The sequence below is a fragment of the Parabacteroides sp. PH5-46 genome (genome assembly GCF_029892785.1).
Lineage (GTDB): Bacteria > Bacteroidota > Bacteroidia > Bacteroidales > Tannerellaceae > DFXE01.
Genome location: NZ_JARXXA010000002.1, coordinates 101667 through 118844, shown reverse-complemented (window position 1 = coordinate 118844; position 17178 = coordinate 101667). Strand labels below are relative to the sequence as shown.

The window sequence follows — 17178 nt, the reverse complement described above, 5'->3', positions numbered from 1 at the left end:
GTGATTCGTTATATTATACGTACTGCGCCTTTGTCGGCTGAGGCAGCCATCTTGGCGTAGGCTTGCAGAGCCTTGGAGATGGTGCGTTGACGGTTGGCGGGGGTGAAAGCGGCAGCTCCTTTGGCCTCTTCGGCCCGGCGACGCTTCTCCAGCTCGTTGTCATCTACCATCAAACGGATGCTCCGCTTGGGGATGTCTATCTCGATGATGTCGCCATTCTGTACCAGGGCGATGGCTCCTCCGGCTGCTGCCTCGGGAGAGACGTGTCCGATGGAAAGGCCGGATGTTCCGCCGCTGAATCGTCCGTCGGTGATCAGCGCGCAAGCTTTCCCCAGGTGTTTACTCTTGATGTAAGACGTGGGGTAGAGCATTTCCTGCATGCCCGGTCCGCCCTTGGGCCCTTCGTAGGTGATAACGACGACATCCTCGGCGACGACTTCATCGCCCAGTATTCCCTTGCAGGCTTCTTCCTGGGAGTGGAACACTTTGGCGGGGCCCGAGAAGCTGAAGATGCTCTCGTCTACTCCGGCAGTCTTTACCACGCATCCATCGAGGGCGATGTTACCGTACAATACGGCGAGGCCTCCCTCTTTTACGTAGGCGTGAGCAATATCGCGTATGCAACCTGAGGCGCGATCAGTGTCGGGCTCCTTATAGTAGGTCTCCTGCGAGCCCATCTGTAAGTTGAAGCGTCCGGCGGGAGCGCTCAGGTAGATATTCTTAGCCGAATCGGTTACGTTCGGGGATAAAAGGCTGTAGCGACTGATGGCTTCGGCCAGCGTGAGGCCGTCTACCCGTTTTACGGAGCCGTCTATCAGTCCGCCCTTCAGTAATTCTTCCATGATTGCGATGATTCCACCGGCGCGGTTCACGTCTTGGATGTGATACTGGGGCGTGTTGGGCGCCACCTTGCAGAGCACCGGGGTTTTTCGCGAGAGGGCGTCGATATCCTGCATGCTGAAGTCTACTTCCGCCTCGTGCGCTACGGCCAGCAGGTGAAGCACGGTGTTGGTAGAGCCGCCCATGGCGATATCGAGCGACATGGCGTTCAGGAACGCCTGGCGGGTGGCTATGCTGCGGGGTAATACAGAGTCGTCACCCTCCATGTAGTATTTGTTTGCATTCTCAACGATCAGGCGAGCGGCCTTGCGGAAGAGGGCGATACGGTTGGCGTGGGTTGCCACGATGGTTCCGTTGCCGGGCAGGGCAAGTCCTATTGCCTCATTGAGGCAGTTCATGGAGTTGGCGGTGAACATGCCGGAGCAACTTCCGCAAGTGGGACAGGCTGCATGCTCTACCTTATTGATCTGCTCGTCGCTGATGCTATCATCTGCCGATTCTATCATGGCGTCGATCAAATCGAGCGAGCGCTCGCCTAACTTCCCGGCCTCCATCGGGCCACCGGATACAAACACGGCGGGGATGTTCAGGCGCATGGCAGCCATCAGCATGCCCGGCGTGATTTTGTCACAATTACTGATGCATATCATCGCATCGGCCTTGTGGGCATTCACCATATACTCCACGCTGTCGGCTATCAGGTCGCGCGAGGGCAGGGAATATAGCATCCCGTCGTGCCCCATGGCAATCCCGTCGTCGATCGCGATGGTGTTGAACTCGGCGGCAAAACAACCAAAGCGTTCTACCTCTGCCTTCACCAGTTGACCTATTTCGTGCAGGTGAACATGTCCGGGGACAAATTGGGTAAAGGAATTAACTATGGCGATGATGGGTTTGCCCATTTGTTCATCCTTCATACCGTTGGCGCGCCATAGGGCACGTGCTCCGGCCATCCTTCTTCCCTGTGTACTGCTTAAACTTCGTAATTCGTGCTTCATATATTCCGTGTTGTAAATAGAAAAGCCCCCTTCTCGCGGGAGAAAGGGGCTTCAGAAATATCATTTCGACCTATTAACTTCTTACACACCTTCTCCGCTTACCAGCCAATGACTAGAAGGACCACAGAAATGATGATATGTAAGTTGTTGTTTGTCATAAATACGTCTTGTTCTCTATTATTTGGCTGCAAATGTAGAACAATATTCCAAATCACCAAAACATTTGATAGAAAAAGCATGAAAAAACTTTCAATTACACATAAATTCACCTTGCCGGCTTAAAGGTTGTAAGACGCATAGGCCGTAACAAAGGGAAAATTCCTCATCCCACATTTATCATTCATCGTTCACCATGCCTCTTTTATTATTTTCCATTATCTTTGTGGGGTTCTTACCTATATACAATGTATGGAGATGTTTAAGATTACCCTGACGATCTTGTCGCTGATCCTTTTTTCCTGCGGAAACAAGGGGGCGGTAGAGACGGAAAGCAAAGCAGCAGTGAATGCAAGCAGTACTACACCTCATTTTAATGCCGACAGTGCGTACGCGTACGTTGCCGCTCAGGTGGCGTTTGGCCCGAGAGTTCCCAACTCGAAACCTCACCAGGCGTGTGGCGACTATCTGGCTGCCGAGCTGAAGCGAATGGGCGCCGAGCTCTACGTACAGGAAATGACGCTGACGGCTTACAACGGCGAGCGCCTGCAGGCCCGTAACATCATCGGATCTTATAAGCCGGAGAGCAGTAAGCGCATTCTTCTTTTCGCCCATTGGGATAGCCGTCCGTACGCCGACTATGATCCCGACCCTGCCAGGCAGCGTATGCCTATCGACGGAGCTGACGACGGAGCCAGCGGAGTGGGCGTCCTGCTCGAGATTGCTCGCCTGTTGGGAGAAAACGCCCCGGACAAAGGTATCGACATTATTTTCTTCGATGCTGAGGACTATGGCGTCCCCACCTTCGATAAAGAGCACCAATACGTGCAGAACTCATGGTGTTTGGGCTCTCAATTCTGGGCAAAAAAGCCGCACGTTCCCAACTATAAGGCAGAATACGGCATCCTCCTGGACATGGTAGGCGCCAAGGGAGCCAGTTTCTACAAAGAAGGCTTCTCCATGCAATATGCTCCCCATATCGTAGAGAAAGTTTGGAGCACCGCACGCGATCTGGGCTACGGCAAGTTCTTCATCAATGCCAACGGAAGCTATATTACCGATGATCACGGTCCTGTGATTGCCGGACGAAACATTCCTTGCATCGACATCATCCATACCAACCTCGACAACACGCATGGTTTCGGCTCTTATTGGCATACGCATAACGATACAATGGAGAATATCAACCGCGAGACACTACAAGCCGTTGGCCAAACGGTGCTGGAAGTAATCTATTCAAAGTAACATCATGACACAAACAATCAAGCAACTGCAAGACGAGATAATAGAGGAGTTTTCTACCTTCGAGGACTGGATGGACAAGTACGCCCTCCTGATAGATCTGGGAAACATGCTGCCCGACCTCGACGACAAGTACAAAACCGAGAGCAACCTGATTGAAGGCTGCCAAAGCCGGGTGTGGCTGCAAGCCGACTACACAGACGGGCTGGTGTACTTCCAGGCGGAAAGCGACGCCTTGATCGTTAAGGGCATCGTATCTCTGCTGATCCGCGTATTATCCGCTCACACGCCGGAGGAGATACTGGATGCCGACCTCTACTTCATTGAAAAGATAGGCTTAAGGGAGCACCTCTCGCCCACCCGCTCGAACGGGCTGTTGGCCATGGTGAAGCAGATGCGCATGTACGCTCTTGCCTTCAAGGCAATGTCCAAATAGAAACGTATGGAAGAAGAACTAACCACCAAAAAGAAAAACATCACCGGGAAGATACTCATCACAGCAGGAATCGTCCTCGCCTTGTATCTACTCTACTCTGTCGGACACATTTTTCTCTCGCCCGATCGGAACATCCAGCAGATTTACCTCATCCCCGAGGACGCTGCTTTTATCATACAGTCGGCAAGCCCGGTAGACGACTGGAAAACCCTCAGCAACAGTGAGCCCTTCAAGGCGCTCACCAAGGCCAAGTCGTTCGAGGAGATCACCCGCCACGTAGAGATGATGGATTCCGTGATCCGCAGCAATAAAACGATGCTGTCTCTCGTGGGCAAGCGGGACATGCTGATCTCTATCCACAAAACCAGGGGCGCGGACTGGGATTTCCTCCTGGCGTTGGACATGCAGAAGACCTCGAAGCTCGCCCTCTTGAAGAATCAGATCGAGCTGGTCTTAAAAATGACCGACTTCACCGTTACCAACCGCACTTACAACGGCATCAACATCCTCGAGATGCGAGATCCCCAAACGCGGGAGATCCTGTACGGTGCATTCGTGGATAACCATTTCATCGCCTCTTATACGTCCAAGCTGGTGGAAGCGTCTATCGATGCAAAAGAGACGCCCAAGATCGGGCTGAACCCTGCCTTCATAGAAGCAGACCGGTTGGTAGCCAACAAGGGGCTGTACAGGATCTTTATCAACTACGCCAACCTGCCCTCCTTCCTATCCATTTACCTGGGAGGCAAGAACGAATACATCGAGCAGTTTGCCAACGCCATGGATTTTGCCGGCCTCTATTTCCAGACAGCTAAAGACAAGATGGAAACCAAGGGATACACGCTCCTCAAGGAGAATGCCGACCCCTACGTTGCCGCCATGCTCAACTCCGGCAAGCAAAGGATGAAAGCACAGGAGATACTCTCCGCCCGCACGGCTCTCTTCACCCACATCGGGCTGAATGACCTGAGCACCTTCGTTCGCGAGCTCGAGCGTATCCTCTCTACCGACAATCAGGCACTGTACACCTCGTATACCGACTCCAAAAAAAGGATAGAGAAGCTGTCCGGCATATCGCTAGACGAGCATTTCCTCAGCTGGATGTCGGGCGAGTTCGCCATCACGCAGCTGGAGCCCGGTTTGCTGGGTAGCGAGCCGGAATTAATCCTCGCCATCGGTACCAAAGACATTGATGATGCCCGCCGCAACATGGATTTCATCGAGAAGAAGATAAAAAGCCGCACGCCCATCAAGGTGAAGACGGTAGAGTACAAGGGCTTCGAGGTAAACTACGTGGAGATGAAGGGTTTCTTCCGTCTTTTCTTCGGGGGAATCTTCGATTCCTTCGAGAAGCCTTACTATACGTTCATCGACGACTACGTTATTTTCAGCAACAAGGCTGCCTCGCTCTTGTCTTTTATCGAAGACTATGAGCAGAAGAATCTTTTGAAGAATGATCCGGGCTTTAAGCAGGTCGGCCTCAGTAATTCCTCCACATTCTGTCTCTATGCCGATATGCACAAGTTCTACCCTCAGTTGAGAGGCATGCTGAACAACGCCACCTGGTCTGATTTGCAGGCAAACAAGGAGTTGCTTTACTCCTTCCCCTATTGGGCCATGCAAATCAGTGGGGAAGGACAGTCCGCGCACCTGCACCACCTCATGACTTTCAAGCCTTATGAGCCGCAGCAAACCTCCGTCACCATCGACTCGGATGAAATAGACCGTGAAGACAGTGAAATGAACGAAGACGCTCAAACCGAGAAGGAGATTATGAGCGAACTCAAGCGCTTTTACGTAGAGAAATTCCAGGGGAACGTCCTCCGCGAGTTCTATGCAGATGGCCAGCTCCAGAGTGAGTCCGAAGTCAAGGATGGCAAGCGCCACGGACGCTATCGCGAATACTACGAAAACGGTAAACTACGCGTAAGAGGCAAGTTTGTAAACAACCGCCCCAAAGGCACCTGGAAATACTACACGGAAGAGGGCTCATTCGAAAGGAAAGAGAAGTTCTGAGCATGGATTGGCTGATTCAACTGGGATATTGGGGTCTATTCATCGGTACGTTCTTGGCGGGCACGGTGTTGCCCATCAGTTCCGACATTCTGTTAGTAGGAGTTTTCACCCTGGGCGATAGCAATCCCTGGCTCTGCTTGCTGGCTGCTACCTCGGGTAACTGGATCGGACTGATTACCACCTATTCTTTGGGCTGGCTTGGCAAGTGGGAATGGCTCGAACGATGGTTCAACATCAAGCGAGAGAAGCTGATCGAACAAAAGAAGGTAGTCGACAAGTATGGCGTATGGATTGCACTCTTCACCTGGATTCCCGTCGTAGGGATAGTGGGGCTCGTAGGCTTGGGTTTCTATAAAGTAAAGCCCAGACTCACCATCCTGCTCTTGCTTCTTGGTTGTTTTGCCCGTTTTCTGGGCTGGACACTCCTCTATGTTCGCTTCGGCCAGCAATTTATAGAGTGGATCACCCGTTGACAAGCCTTAGAAGGAGAACATCAGCCCCAAGTTGAACGCGCTGTTGCCAAAGGCATCCTTTACCTTCCCGCTGATTGAGTACGGCACATAGTGATACTCCGCAAATAGGCCGATCAATCGGTAGCGGATACTAGCTCCGCCGAATACATCTACCGTTTCGCAGGAATAGAACTCTGTCGTGTCCTCCGAATAGTCCACCCGCTCCAGATTGGTAGTGATGCCGTTTATCCCCAGGCCGGCGTATAAGGTAAAGAAGGTGTCTGCACCGACCTGCTGCTGGTAATGTCCGCGCAGGTTCAGTCCCACCACTACATTTGCCTTGGCATCCAGAGGGGTGTTATGATCGTAGTAAGTGAAGTGGGATCTGTTCACGGGGAAGGCCAGCTGCACGCCCATATCTATCTTGAAGGTATTGCTAAACGGATAGCCCACGTAGGCTCCGATAGAGGGAGCAGCGGTAAACACCCGGCTCAACTTCCCGACCGGCAACCAGGTACCCACCTGAAGCTCTATCATATTCATCTTCGACTTGTCCTTCTCGTACTCGCTCTCGTATACGTACTCGCTTTCTTCAAGCTGTATCTGAGGGGGCATTTCGGATAGCGTCATCACCTTCTGCAACAGATAAGACAGCTGGTAGTCGTTCACATTCCGCCCGTAGTGAGTAAGGATGCAACTGATATACTTCCCCCTCACCTCCTCGGCAATATAATAGGTAGTTAATACGTCCGAATAAGCGTCGGTGTGATAGCTTTTGTACACCACCCGGTAGGCCAGCGTAGGTATACTGTCGAACAGCACTTGTATATCTCCCTCGTGCAGCACCTCTACGTTGCCGCTCATATCAAAATCGATCCTTTTATTGATGTCCAGCTCGGCCGCCATCATAGAAGGGAACTCCGACCACTTCATCTGGCTGCCCCCTCCCGAAATAAAGTGCGGCGCCGACCAGTCGAAGGCATACACCAGGTCTATCTCTTTCCCTACAAAGGGGATGACAGTCGTTTTCCAGCTGTCAGAGATATAAGGAGCCAAGCCGTTGCTCAGCCAGGCTTTTACAATCTCCCTTTCCAATACAATGTCGCGCTGATTCATCGTCTCGAAGTAAAGGATCGTTACCTCCTTCTCCTTCTGCTGAAGCAATACCGCCACCTGATTGAGGTTCAGGCTCTCCCGCCCGGGATTTACATGAACGGACTCTATGATCTTATGATGCAGTGGGATGAAGCTACTGTCTGTATACTCTGCCTGAATATTCCGCAAGGAATAATCTTTCCGGATATGCTCCATCGTCTTGGTATTACTGATCGTTCCCTTTATCCGGCTGATCAGTATGTCATATCCGCTACACTCCAGCGAGATTTCTCCCTCCGCATTCCGCAGGCCTTGCAGAGACGACAGGGAATACTCCTGGGAGAATAGCGTACAAGAAGCACCCAGCAGCAGTAAGAAAGTCAACACATATTTCATTGGATACAGAATCTTAGTCATTCGGATTGTTTTATATCTTTCGTTGGATTAACAAGAGTGCAAGCCCGGAGATCTTCAGGAGGATCGCCCCAAAGAACAGGATATTCCGCAGCAAGGGCAGGACAAACACATATTTGAACAGCATCGACAGCAAGATCAGGCACACGCCCGCCAGAATCAGGTAGAGCCACAAGGCCGGCCTGAAGCCTTTCTCACGAAACACATTCACCAGGAAGATGCTCTTCAGCAAGATGGCCACGCCCATCAGCGTCCAGAAGGCAAACAGAGGAAAACCTGCCACCAACCAGCGGAGAAGAATAGCCGCCGCCAGCAGCGATAGACCTGCATACAGGCAATATTTGTTTGCTGCCTTTGTCATTTGACCGTAAATATAAAACATTCCATTGGAAATACAAGTTCCTGATTATTCCTTATATTTGCTTTGGCATGAAACAGATCATCTTCATAGTACTTGCTTTAGCTACCTTGCTGTCGTGCGGCAAGGAGGAGCCGTCGCTCTACACCGAGCTGAAGGATATACACGAGCTCTCCCTGGCCGAGGTGCGCGTTGAGAAGACCTTCATCATCGATGACCCCGACATCCACTTCCGCGACATCGGCGCGCGCTCCGGCATCTTTGTCGACATGGTAGACTGGGTAAAGAAGAAGGCCAGCGTAGGGAAAAGGATAGGCATTTACTCCTTCGGTACGTATTTCTCGGCATACATCAACCTCGACGAGCTATCGCCGGAGGACGTCATACTCAACAAGAAGGACAAAACCTGTACCCTCACCCTCCCCGCCATTCACATCAAGGAGTGGGGACGCGATTTCGAGGTAAAGACAGAGCACGAGCGGGTATCCGTTTACCGCTCCTCTCTCACGCCGCAGGAAAAGGCGAGAGCCAAAGACGAAGCCAGCCGCATCCTCTCAGAAGAGATGGAAAAGAACGGGCGGTTCAGGCAGGAGCTCATGAACAGTGCCCAAGACAAGGCACGCAGCTACTTCAGCTCCTTGTTGTCTAACTGGGGATACCAGTCCCACATCCAATTCAGGGAGGAATAATCCATGCGCAAGAAGATACTCATACTGCTCATCATCATCGCGATCATCTTTATCGGAAGGCTGATCTACAAGCAGGCTACCACCTCCCGGATCAATACCCTGCCCGCCCGGATAAAAGCCATCACCCAGGCCGTCAAGCTCTCTACGCTCGACATCACTACAGAGGAGATTTTCAAAGACACCATCGGCATCAAGGGCGCCGTGCTCAGGGTAAAGGCCAGGGTACGGATTAGCTTCGACATTGAGCATATCCCCACGGCAGAGCAGGGCGACACCCTCTTCGTACAGCTTCCGCGCGAAATCATCGATATCTACGAGTCCACCCGCGAGGGCTACCAGGTGCTCGATGTATGGTACGTCTGGATCCCTTCCGACCCGGCAGAAATCACCCTCACCACAGACGAAGAGAATGCCATCAAGCAGAAAATCAAGCAAAAGATCAGGCAGCAGATGTACGAAAAAGACTATGTGGCACGTGCCCGCGAGAATGCCGTACGCTCCCTCGCCCAACTTTTCTCCAAATTCAAAGACCACATCGTCATTCACGACCCCTATCCAAGCGGATGGGAAGAGGATGCGCAAAAAAATTCGCCCTCCTTTATGGAATAAGCCTCCCTTTTGTATCTATATGATAAGCGAGTGGCTCAACCGCCCTCACAGTACTAATTTAGTTAAGAATAATCGTATGGAAACAAAGAAATCGGCTAAGGCAAACTTAGAAAACCAAAAGACCCTGAGTCTTTTGATGGGATTAGTAGTGGCGCTGGCTATCCTTTTTGTTAGCTTTGAGTGGGGAACCCAAGATGTTAAGCTACTGGTGAATGACAGGGACGGCGGCATCGAGTGGGTTGACGAAATACCCATCACCATGCAGGAGCCAACTCCCCCACCTCCTCCACCGCCAACTACCACCGTAGCAGAAATCCTCACCGTAGTAGAGGATGACGTAAACATCGACGGCCCCGGCATCAGCGGAACCGAAGACGACCCTAACGCAGGACAAACAGAGACCTACACGCCTCCCGTGGCAAATGACGACGAAGAAGAAGATACAGAGAAAGTATTCATCATCGTAGAAGATGCCCCCATCTTCCCTGGCGGAGAAGGCGAACTACTCAAGTTTATCGGCAAGAGCATCAAATATCCGGTGATCGACCAGGAGAATGGCATCCAGGGACGTGTTGTTTGCGCCTTTGTAGTGAATCGCGACGGCTCTGTAGTAGATGCCGAAGTGCTCCGGGGCGTGAGTCCTACCCTCGACAAGGAAGCCCTGCGTGTAATCAACACCATGCCGAAGTGGACACCCGGTAAACAACGTGGCAAACCCGTTCGCGTAAAGTATACCGTTCCTATTACGTTCAGATTGCAATAGAAACTTTATCAATATGTGTGTTTACTGAAAGGGGATGGGCTTCGGCTCATCCTTTTTATTCGTACCCCAGCTCGAAATCCTGATCTACAGCCGGAACACCTTCGCTCATCCAGCGCGGCATGGGTTTCTTCTTCAGGTAATGCTCGAAAAACTGAAACATACGCTTCTGAAAGTCTACGCGATTCGCCATGCGCATCGGCCAGTGAATCTCGCCGGGATAGTTCAGCATCCAGACCGGCTTCTGCAAGCGCTTCAAGGCCACAAAATACTCAATGCCCTGATACCAGGGCACGTGTCCGTCCTGATCGTTGTGCATAATCAGTATGGGCGTTTCCACTTTGTCCATGGTAAAGAGGGGTGAATTCTCGGTGTAGCGCTGCGGAGCCTCCCAGATGGTGGCGCCTATGCGGCTCTGCGTATGTTCGTACTGGAAAGAGCGGTTCAATCCCGAGCCCCAGCGGATGCCTCCATAAGCACTGAACATATTCACCACCGGAGCGCCGGATTCAATGGCGGCAAAGAGGCGGGTACGCGTTGCCAGATAAGCAACCTGATATCCTCCCCAGCTATGTCCCTGCGCCGCGATGGCTTCTTCATTTATATAGCCTTGCGAGATCAATAGCGAGATACCGGGCATCACACTGTTGAAGCAGCTCTCGCCGGGATAACCGTCTTCGTACACTACGTCGGGGTTGAAGACGATATACTCGTGGCTGTTGTAAAGGCGATAGTCGATGGTGGAGCGATGTGGCTCCGGAGTCTTGTAGGCATATAAGGTTTCCGCATTGCGCTCGTAGAAGTTCACAATGAGGGGGTACTTCTTCGCCGGGTCGAAGTCCTCGGGCTTGTAGACTACTCCTTGCAGCGGCTTGCCGTCTAGCGAAGTCCAGGAGACTAATTCGGCGGTTCCCCAGCGGATGCCGTCTTGCTGCGCTTGTCCGTTGGTGAGTTGTACGGGGCGTTTGAAGCTGCCGTCGGCCGTTAGCCTCAGCTCCGGGAATTGGCTATACGTCTCTGTGGTGTACACCATCGCCCCGGACTTCTTCGCCTTGAGCGGTTCCTTTAGCATAAAATTCCCTGCCAATAAGGTTTGCGGCACACTGGCTGAAGCGACAGAGGGCAAGCGGTAATAGCCGTAGCCTTTCGTCACTTCGTTGAAACCCCTTAGCAGTTGCTCCTTCTTGGGGTCGATGGTGGTAGCCTCCTTGTCCAGTTGCAAAAGACGGTAGCTTGTTTGGGTAGTGCGTCCGTTTTTGGTCAGGTTCACAGGGGCGGATCTCCCTTTCGGGTCGAAACGCCAGAGATCGTAACGGTCGTATAGCAACAGATATTCGTCTTGCGGGCTCGTCCAGCCTGCCACTCCGTAGGGAGGGGCAAAGTCAGGCATATCGTTTTCTTCGTCCCAGGCGGCGAAGGTGTCGGGCGTTGTCAGGCGGTATTCTTTTTTGTCGGCGATGGAGTAGCTATACCAGCTGCTGTCTTCGACATTGAACCAATAGGCGTAGTTTCCTTTGGGCGAGAAGCGAACCTCGGCCATCAGTGCCTCTTTGATGCAATCGGTCTGCCCGCTTGCCAGATCAATGCTGTAAATGTCATAGCGGGGACGGCCTGTCCACATGCGCTCTAGTCCGTAGGGCTCGGAGACTCTCAGCAAACCGATGGGCGCGTTGCCCTTGTCTGCCATGATAAAGTCCGGCATCTCGGGAGAGGCAAGGGGCACCAGTTTCCGTTCGTTCAGGTGGTAAACGGCGGTGTAGCTTTTCTTCAGGTCTTTGGCTTTGTTGTATACCTGCTGGGTGTATTGTACCTTCTCGTCCCACTTCCAGATCTCTACTTTGGGGCGATTCTCGTCCAGTACGGTCGTATCCTTTACCTTGGGGCGGGGCGCCATGCCGAAGAATAATTTCTGCGAGTCGTCCGAGAAGCGGATCGTTTCGTGTTCGCTCATCACCCAGTTAGTTGGAGTAGCCTCCAGCACCTGCCCGTCTACGTGCAGTTTCAAATGAGTGCTCACCGAATCCTTATCGGCACAATAGAGAAACGCCAGATGCTCGCCCCGTTTGTCGGGCACGATCTGCTTGAACACTCCCTCGCCCTCAAACACCAGGCGCGAAGCTCCCGCCTCCGCCTCAAATGCATACAGCCCCGCCCGGGTACCCAGCGTATCCCCTTTGCTTACAAAGTAAAGCAGCGGAACTTCTTTGGCGAAGTAAAACTCCGAGACGGCGGGAAACGAATCAAGCCGATTCCCCTCCAGCGACCGTATGTATAATGTAGAGTCAGCCTTGTTACCCCTCTGATACGCCAACCAGTCAGACTTCTCCGCCAGTTTCCATACCTTAACCGAGTCTACTTCTTCCGTCTTACCTTCGGCAAGCCTATGAAGCAATAGTTTATTCTTAGGCAAATCCTCCTCTTTTGTCTTCTGTATCTTCAGCGCCTCCACTTCCTTGAGCGGCGGCTTCTGCACGGCAAGCAAATAGCGGCAAGAAGCAGCAAACTTCATCTGCTCTCCTCCCTGAAAAGAAGCAACCTCCTTCCCCTTCGCATTGTAGACATGCACCATAGCATCTCCAATCCAAGGCTCCATCCGGCAAGCCACCCAGACTCCATCATCCGATATCGCCCTCTCAGTAACCCGCTGCCACCCCGTCAAATCATCAAACGTCATCGCCCTCCTAGACTGAGCCCACACCCCGGCGCCCAAAAAAACCAATAGCGCCACCAAACCAATACACCGTCCTTTCATAACATCCATCATTTATATCACAAAAATAATATAAAAAACAAACCCCCACCATTGCCAATCAGTAATTTGCAAACGAAATACCGCAAAGCGGTAACAGGTTAATACCCCATGCACCAGCACGGGAACATTATCCAACACCAAGCTTATGCTCATATATACCCATTTTTTATCTTTTTGATAATTTGAAGCTTGAAAAAGGTCGATTACCACGGTAAAAAGACTGCCGCAAGCTTGCGGCAGCTCGTTCACCGTAGTAATTGGTTGCACTTTGTCAAACGACAGATGATTTATCGGAGTAAATGAGGAGAAATGGGGTATTTTGTCCCAGGCTACCGGGGTAAAAAGGGTGTTTTTTGGCTGTTTTTGGCCGTTTACCGTGGTAAATGAGCTGCTGCAAGCTTGCGAGAGCTAATTTACCGTGGTAAATTAGCTCTCGTATGGATGCGACAGGTCGTTCACCGTGGTGAATTAGGTGTCGCATATACATATATCACTTCAGGCCGAGGCGTTCGCGTTCCAGCATGGCCATGATGAAGGGGCCGACGGCTTTGGGGTCGTTGGCGCGGATGAGTTCGGTGATGTAGTAGTTATAGTCGCCCGAGCGGTTGTTGGCGCCGCCTAGTCCGGCTACGGCGCAGGCTTGGGTGATGTTGGTGAGGCCGTCGTTTCCTACTTCTACGAAGTGTTTGATGTAGCCTTTGTAGGCTTTCTCGGCAACGTCTAGGTAGCTGCTGTCCAGATAGCCCATTCTTACGCCTTTAAGTAGGGCGTAGAGGAACATGGCGGAGCAGGAGGACTCCACGTAATTGCCCTTGGCGCCGCTCTTGTCGAGTACCTGGTACCAGAGTCCGGTCTTGTTGTCTTGTATCTTCGTTACCTCTTTGGCGAGGTGGTTGAGGATGACGAGCACGGTGTCTCTGCCGGGTTCATTGGCAGGGATGAAGTCGAGGGCGTCTACGATGCCCATAGCGTACCATCCCATGGCGCGCCCCCAGGAGTGTTTGGATTGTCCGGTTTCTTTATCGGCCCAGAACATGCGGCGGCTGACGTCGCAGGCATGGCGGAAGAGGCCGTTGGAGGGGTCGTATGTGTGCCGGGCAGCTACGCGGATCTGGTTGATGCCATCGGCAAAGTCTTGCGGACGGTTGTAGCGGGCGGCGTACTCTACGAGGAAGGGTGTTCCCATGTAGATACCGTCTAGCCATACCTGATTGGGGTAGATGTCTTTGTGCCAGAAGCCACCGTCGGCATTGCGGGGATGGGTGTCGAGCTGACTCCTGAGGAGGTCGATCGCCTTCCGGATCTTTTCGCTTCTCGTATAGTCGTACAGCCTGAACAACATCTTGCCTGTGTTGATGCGGTCGATATTGTACTCGTTTGCCTTGTAGGTTACGATGGAACCGTCGGCGCGGATCATGGTGTCGGCATAAGCCAGGGCGTAGTCGAAGTACTTCTCGTCGCCGGTGAAATCGTATAGGTCGAGGAAGGCTTGCAGCTCGAGGCCGTGGCAGTAGTCCCATTTGAGGGTGCGCTGAAAGTCGAGTTGCCAGGACTCGGGGCATCTCGCCATCTCGGAATCGGCCACGCGTACGGCGTATGACAGTGCCTCGGACGGCTGCTCATCGCCTTTGGTGATGCGGAACCAGTCGATCTCGGCCCAGCCGCCGTCGTTGATTGTCATGGCAGGACGGGTGCAGAAGGTGCCCACTTTGGCTCCGATCCATTTTCCTTCGCGTACCTGGAAGGGCTCGCCCAAGGCTTTGTAGGTCTTGCCATCGGTGCTATACGTGAAGGTGCAGACGGCCTGTAGCGTGAAGGTGGCGCGAAGGTAGACCCAATCGTTGGCAAGGTCTGCCCCGGCGTGAATGGTTTCGGAATTGCCCGCCTCGGCCTTTTGGCAGGATAGCTGAGAGAGACGCAGGCCTTTGTCGGTGTTTTCGATGATGAGCCCGGCATAGTCGAGGCCCATCACCACGAGTCCGGTGCGCTCGCCTGTATAGTTGGCAGCCGGCTTGAAGCGCAGCTTCATGGTGGCGGTGAATGCGTTGGCAGGGGTCTTTTGCAGTAAGAGGTTGGGTACGTCCCACAGGTTCTTCGCCTCTGCTCGAAGCGGGTAGGAATACAGGCGGAGGTGTCCGTTGGCAGCGTCGCAGAAATACCACTTCGGGTTGATGTTCGCATGCCATTGCCATTGCAGGCCGAGGGACGGGGTGATAAACTCGTCGCTCTCCTGAGGAGTGCAGATGGGGTAAGTACGTCCAACGTTGGGTTTCTTATGCTGCATGACGGGCTCGCCGCAACCGTCGCCGTCTTTGTCTGAACCAATCACGGGCCAGTCCTTTTGCCATTTCATCGGCTGCAGATGCACGATGCGTCCGTATGCGCCAACGTCTTGGAAGTGGATAAACCAGTCTTCGCCGGATTCGGTATCTACCCAGGCTCCCTGATGGGGGCCGTTGACGGCTGTCTTACCTTGTGTCATGACGATCTTGTCTTCGTAAGGGCCGTAAATGTCTTTGGAGCGGAGCACGGTTTGCCAACCGGTGGCCACGCCTCCTGCGGGAGCGAAGATATAATAGTAGCCGTTGCGCTTATGCAGCTTCGGTCCTTCTATCGTAGGGTGTTTCTCGTGTCCATCGAAGATAATCCGGCTCTCGCTAATGGCCTTGGAGGCGTCGGCAGAGAGTTCGCAGATGGCCAGTACGCTCTTCTGACCGGCTCGGCTGCCGGCATAGGCGTGGACGAGGTACACGCGACCGTCACCGTCCCAAAGAGGGGAGGTGTCGATGATGCCCTTGCCTTCTTTCACGAGGACGGGCTTGCTCCAGGGACCGCTCACGCTCTTTGCCTTGGTCATGAAAGCGCCCTGGTCTGGATCTCCCCAGAAGATGTAGAATTCACCCTCGTGGTGACGGATGCAGGGCGCCCAGATGCGGTTGCCGTGCTGCGGAATCTCGGGTACTTCCAGTGGCTCGAGGGCATTGGGAATGGCGGCGCCAACGATGCTCCAGTTTACCAAGTCTTTGGAGTGCAGGATCTGCAATCCGGGCAGGCAGTTGAAGCTGGAGGCGGTCATATAGAAGTCGTCACCCACGCGACAGACGTCGGGGTCGGAATAATCGGCATAGAGGATGGGATTACGGTAAGAGCCGTTGCCCAGGTCGGCCACCCATACGTTGGAAACGTAGTTATTGCCCTGCGCTTGCTGTGCTGAGCTGTGCGGAAAGGCGTATGAGAGGCGCGCGGGCTTCTGCAAGCGGTCTTTCCACCGGGTGACGTAGGAGAACCAAGCCTCGCGGTCTTCGTATCCGAAGGTCTCCTTCTTGGAGGTGAAGTTGATATGATAGTTGAAGTGCGTAGTGCCGGGCATTTCTTTGGTGAGGTAGAGGTAATTGGCGGCGTCTTGGGTCTCGCTCTGCACGATTCCCTCGGGGAGGCAGAGTGCCAGACCTACGGTTTCCTTCGCATACTTGACGGTGTCGTTCACCGGCCAGTCGGTTCCCCAGCAAGCCAGGAGCCCTTTGCTGTCGGAGAAGGAGCGGGAGCCCTTGATATTCTGAATGCCGATGGCGAAGGTTTCGCTCTTCAATGGCCGGGCGAAAGAGACCTGCACCTCACAGTCGCGGTGACCGGCGTAGAGGATGTAGCGGACATTCATATCGATCCGGCTGCCCTGATACTCCCAATCGCGGACGCTTACGTCGGTGATGGTGCGTACGGGGCCGCTGGCGAGGATGGTTTCGGTGCGGTCTTTCACCGGCTCGATGTGGATGGCCTTGGTGCCATTCCAGCCCTTGAGGGTGCCGAGTCCGCAGCTTCCGCTGACGCGCAGTACATCGTCGCCAAAGCCGCGAGCCAGTTGTTCGTCTGTAGGATAGAACTGGGAGGCCTCTATCTCGAGGCCCTTGTTGAACTTGCCGTAGATGTCTACCGTTTGCTTGCGGTCGAAGTAGACACGGTAGGCCACCTCTTCGGATTCAAAGGCGGGGCCGTGATGGTGCAGAAGATTATATATGTTGCTGCTGCCGGGAACGGTGAGCGAGGTGATCAATTGGTGCTTGCCGTCTTTGTCGCTCAACAGCATCTCGGCGTATACGCGCGGAGGATAGGATTTGCCTTCCCGGTCGGAGAATACGACCTCTAATTGTCTTTCGGACTTTGCCGGAAGGTCGAGTACGAAGGCCAATTCATCGTAGCGGCCGTCTGCGGTGAGATCGTCGAGCTGCGAGGGGATCTCGGTATCCTTACTCCACACGCCGGCGGACTTCAGGTCGAAGCTGAGAGGGATCTCGCGCAGGGAGAGCACTACGGGCTCGTCGGTTTTGTCGAAGTCCCAGGGGTTAGCTACGGTGAGTTGCATA

The 17178-nt window shown here is 53.3% G+C and carries 13 protein-coding genes and 2 pseudogenes; 7 read left to right on the top strand and 8 right to left on the bottom strand.

Translation table 11 applies throughout. The annotated features are described in order from the left end of the window. Nucleotides 1–8: 8 nt before the first annotated feature. Complete coding sequence (ilvD, locus tag M2470_RS02350; RefSeq protein WP_280743578.1) at nucleotides 9–1838, bottom strand: dihydroxy-acid dehydratase; 1830 nt, start codon at nucleotides 1836–1838, stop codon at nucleotides 9–11. A gap of 414 nt (nucleotides 1839–2252) precedes the next feature. Here ilvD and M2470_RS02345 point away from each other — a divergent pair, with 414 nt between their 5' ends. From M2470_RS02345 to M2470_RS02330, 4 genes are read left to right on the top strand one after another with little or no spacing between them, the layout of a single operon-like run. Next, nucleotides 2253–3239 carry a M28 family peptidase gene (locus tag M2470_RS02345; protein WP_280743662.1) on the top strand — a complete coding sequence of 329 codons (987 nt, stop codon included), beginning with the start codon at nucleotides 2253–2255 and terminating at the stop codon, nucleotides 3237–3239. Between the two features lie 4 nt (nucleotides 3240–3243). Then, a complete protein-coding gene (locus M2470_RS02340) occupies nucleotides 3244–3672 on the top strand; it encodes a SufE family protein (RefSeq protein ID WP_280743579.1) in 429 nt (142 codons plus the stop codon). Between the two features lie 6 nt (nucleotides 3673–3678). Beyond that, a complete protein-coding gene (locus M2470_RS02335) occupies nucleotides 3679–5688 on the top strand; it encodes a DUF3352 domain-containing protein (RefSeq protein WP_280743580.1) in 2010 nt (669 codons plus the stop codon). A gap of 2 nt (nucleotides 5689–5690) precedes the next feature. Beyond that, nucleotides 5691–6161, top strand: a complete 471-nt coding sequence (locus tag M2470_RS02330) for a DedA family protein (RefSeq protein ID WP_280743581.1) — start codon at nucleotides 5691–5693, stop codon at nucleotides 6159–6161. Nucleotides 6162–6167: 6 nt separating this feature from the next. Here the strand turns inward: M2470_RS02330 and M2470_RS02325 are convergent, their stop codons facing one another. Then, nucleotides 6168–7652, bottom strand: coding sequence for a hypothetical protein (locus tag M2470_RS02325; RefSeq protein WP_280743582.1), 1485 nt, complete (start codon nucleotides 7650–7652; stop codon nucleotides 6168–6170). A 10-nt stretch (nucleotides 7653–7662) separates the two neighbouring features. Next, nucleotides 7663–8010, bottom strand: a complete 348-nt coding sequence (locus M2470_RS02320; protein ID WP_280743583.1) for a hypothetical protein — start codon at nucleotides 8008–8010, stop codon at nucleotides 7663–7665. Nucleotides 8011–8078: 68 nt separating this feature from the next. Between M2470_RS02320 and M2470_RS02315 the strand changes: the two genes are divergently transcribed. From M2470_RS02315 to M2470_RS02305, 3 genes are all read left to right on the top strand, one after another. Then, nucleotides 8079–8696 (top strand): DUF4230 domain-containing protein, encoded by a 618-nt coding sequence (locus M2470_RS02315; RefSeq protein ID WP_280743584.1) that lies wholly within the window; start codon nucleotides 8079–8081, stop codon nucleotides 8694–8696. Between the two features lie 153 nt (nucleotides 8697–8849). Beyond that, nucleotides 8850–9305 (top strand): DUF4230 domain-containing protein, encoded by a 456-nt coding sequence (locus tag M2470_RS02310; protein ID WP_280746494.1) that lies wholly within the window; start codon nucleotides 8850–8852, stop codon nucleotides 9303–9305. 76 nt (nucleotides 9306–9381) lie between these two features. After that, nucleotides 9382–10068, top strand: a complete 687-nt coding sequence (locus tag M2470_RS02305; RefSeq protein WP_280743585.1) for an energy transducer TonB — start codon at nucleotides 9382–9384, stop codon at nucleotides 10066–10068. Between the two features lie 55 nt (nucleotides 10069–10123). On the opposite strand, the gene M2470_RS02300 is transcribed toward M2470_RS02305, so the two are convergent. From M2470_RS02300 to M2470_RS02280, 5 genes and pseudogenes are all read right to left on the bottom strand, one after another. After that, nucleotides 10124–12817 carry a prolyl oligopeptidase family serine peptidase gene (locus M2470_RS02300; protein ID WP_280743586.1) on the bottom strand — a complete coding sequence of 898 codons (2694 nt, stop codon included), beginning with the start codon at nucleotides 12815–12817 and terminating at the stop codon, nucleotides 10124–10126. Between the two features lie 12 nt (nucleotides 12818–12829). Then, entirely contained in the window at nucleotides 12830–13066 is a 237-nt protein-coding gene (locus M2470_RS02295) for a hypothetical protein (protein ID WP_280743587.1), read from the bottom strand. A gap of 241 nt (nucleotides 13067–13307) precedes the next feature. Next, entirely contained in the window at nucleotides 13308–14402 is a 1095-nt protein-coding gene (locus M2470_RS02290; RefSeq protein ID WP_280743664.1) for a glycoside hydrolase family 88 protein, read from the bottom strand. A gap of 42 nt (nucleotides 14403–14444) precedes the next feature. Continuing rightward, a pseudogene (locus M2470_RS02285) lies at nucleotides 14445–16073 on the bottom strand (glycoside hydrolase 43 family protein); the annotation flags it as partial. Continuing rightward, nucleotides 16068–17177 (bottom strand): annotated as a pseudogene (locus M2470_RS02280) (DUF4861 domain-containing protein); the annotation flags it as partial. The pseudogenes M2470_RS02280 and M2470_RS02285, both read right to left, overlap by 6 nt. Between the last annotated feature and the right edge of the window lies 1 nt (nucleotide 17178).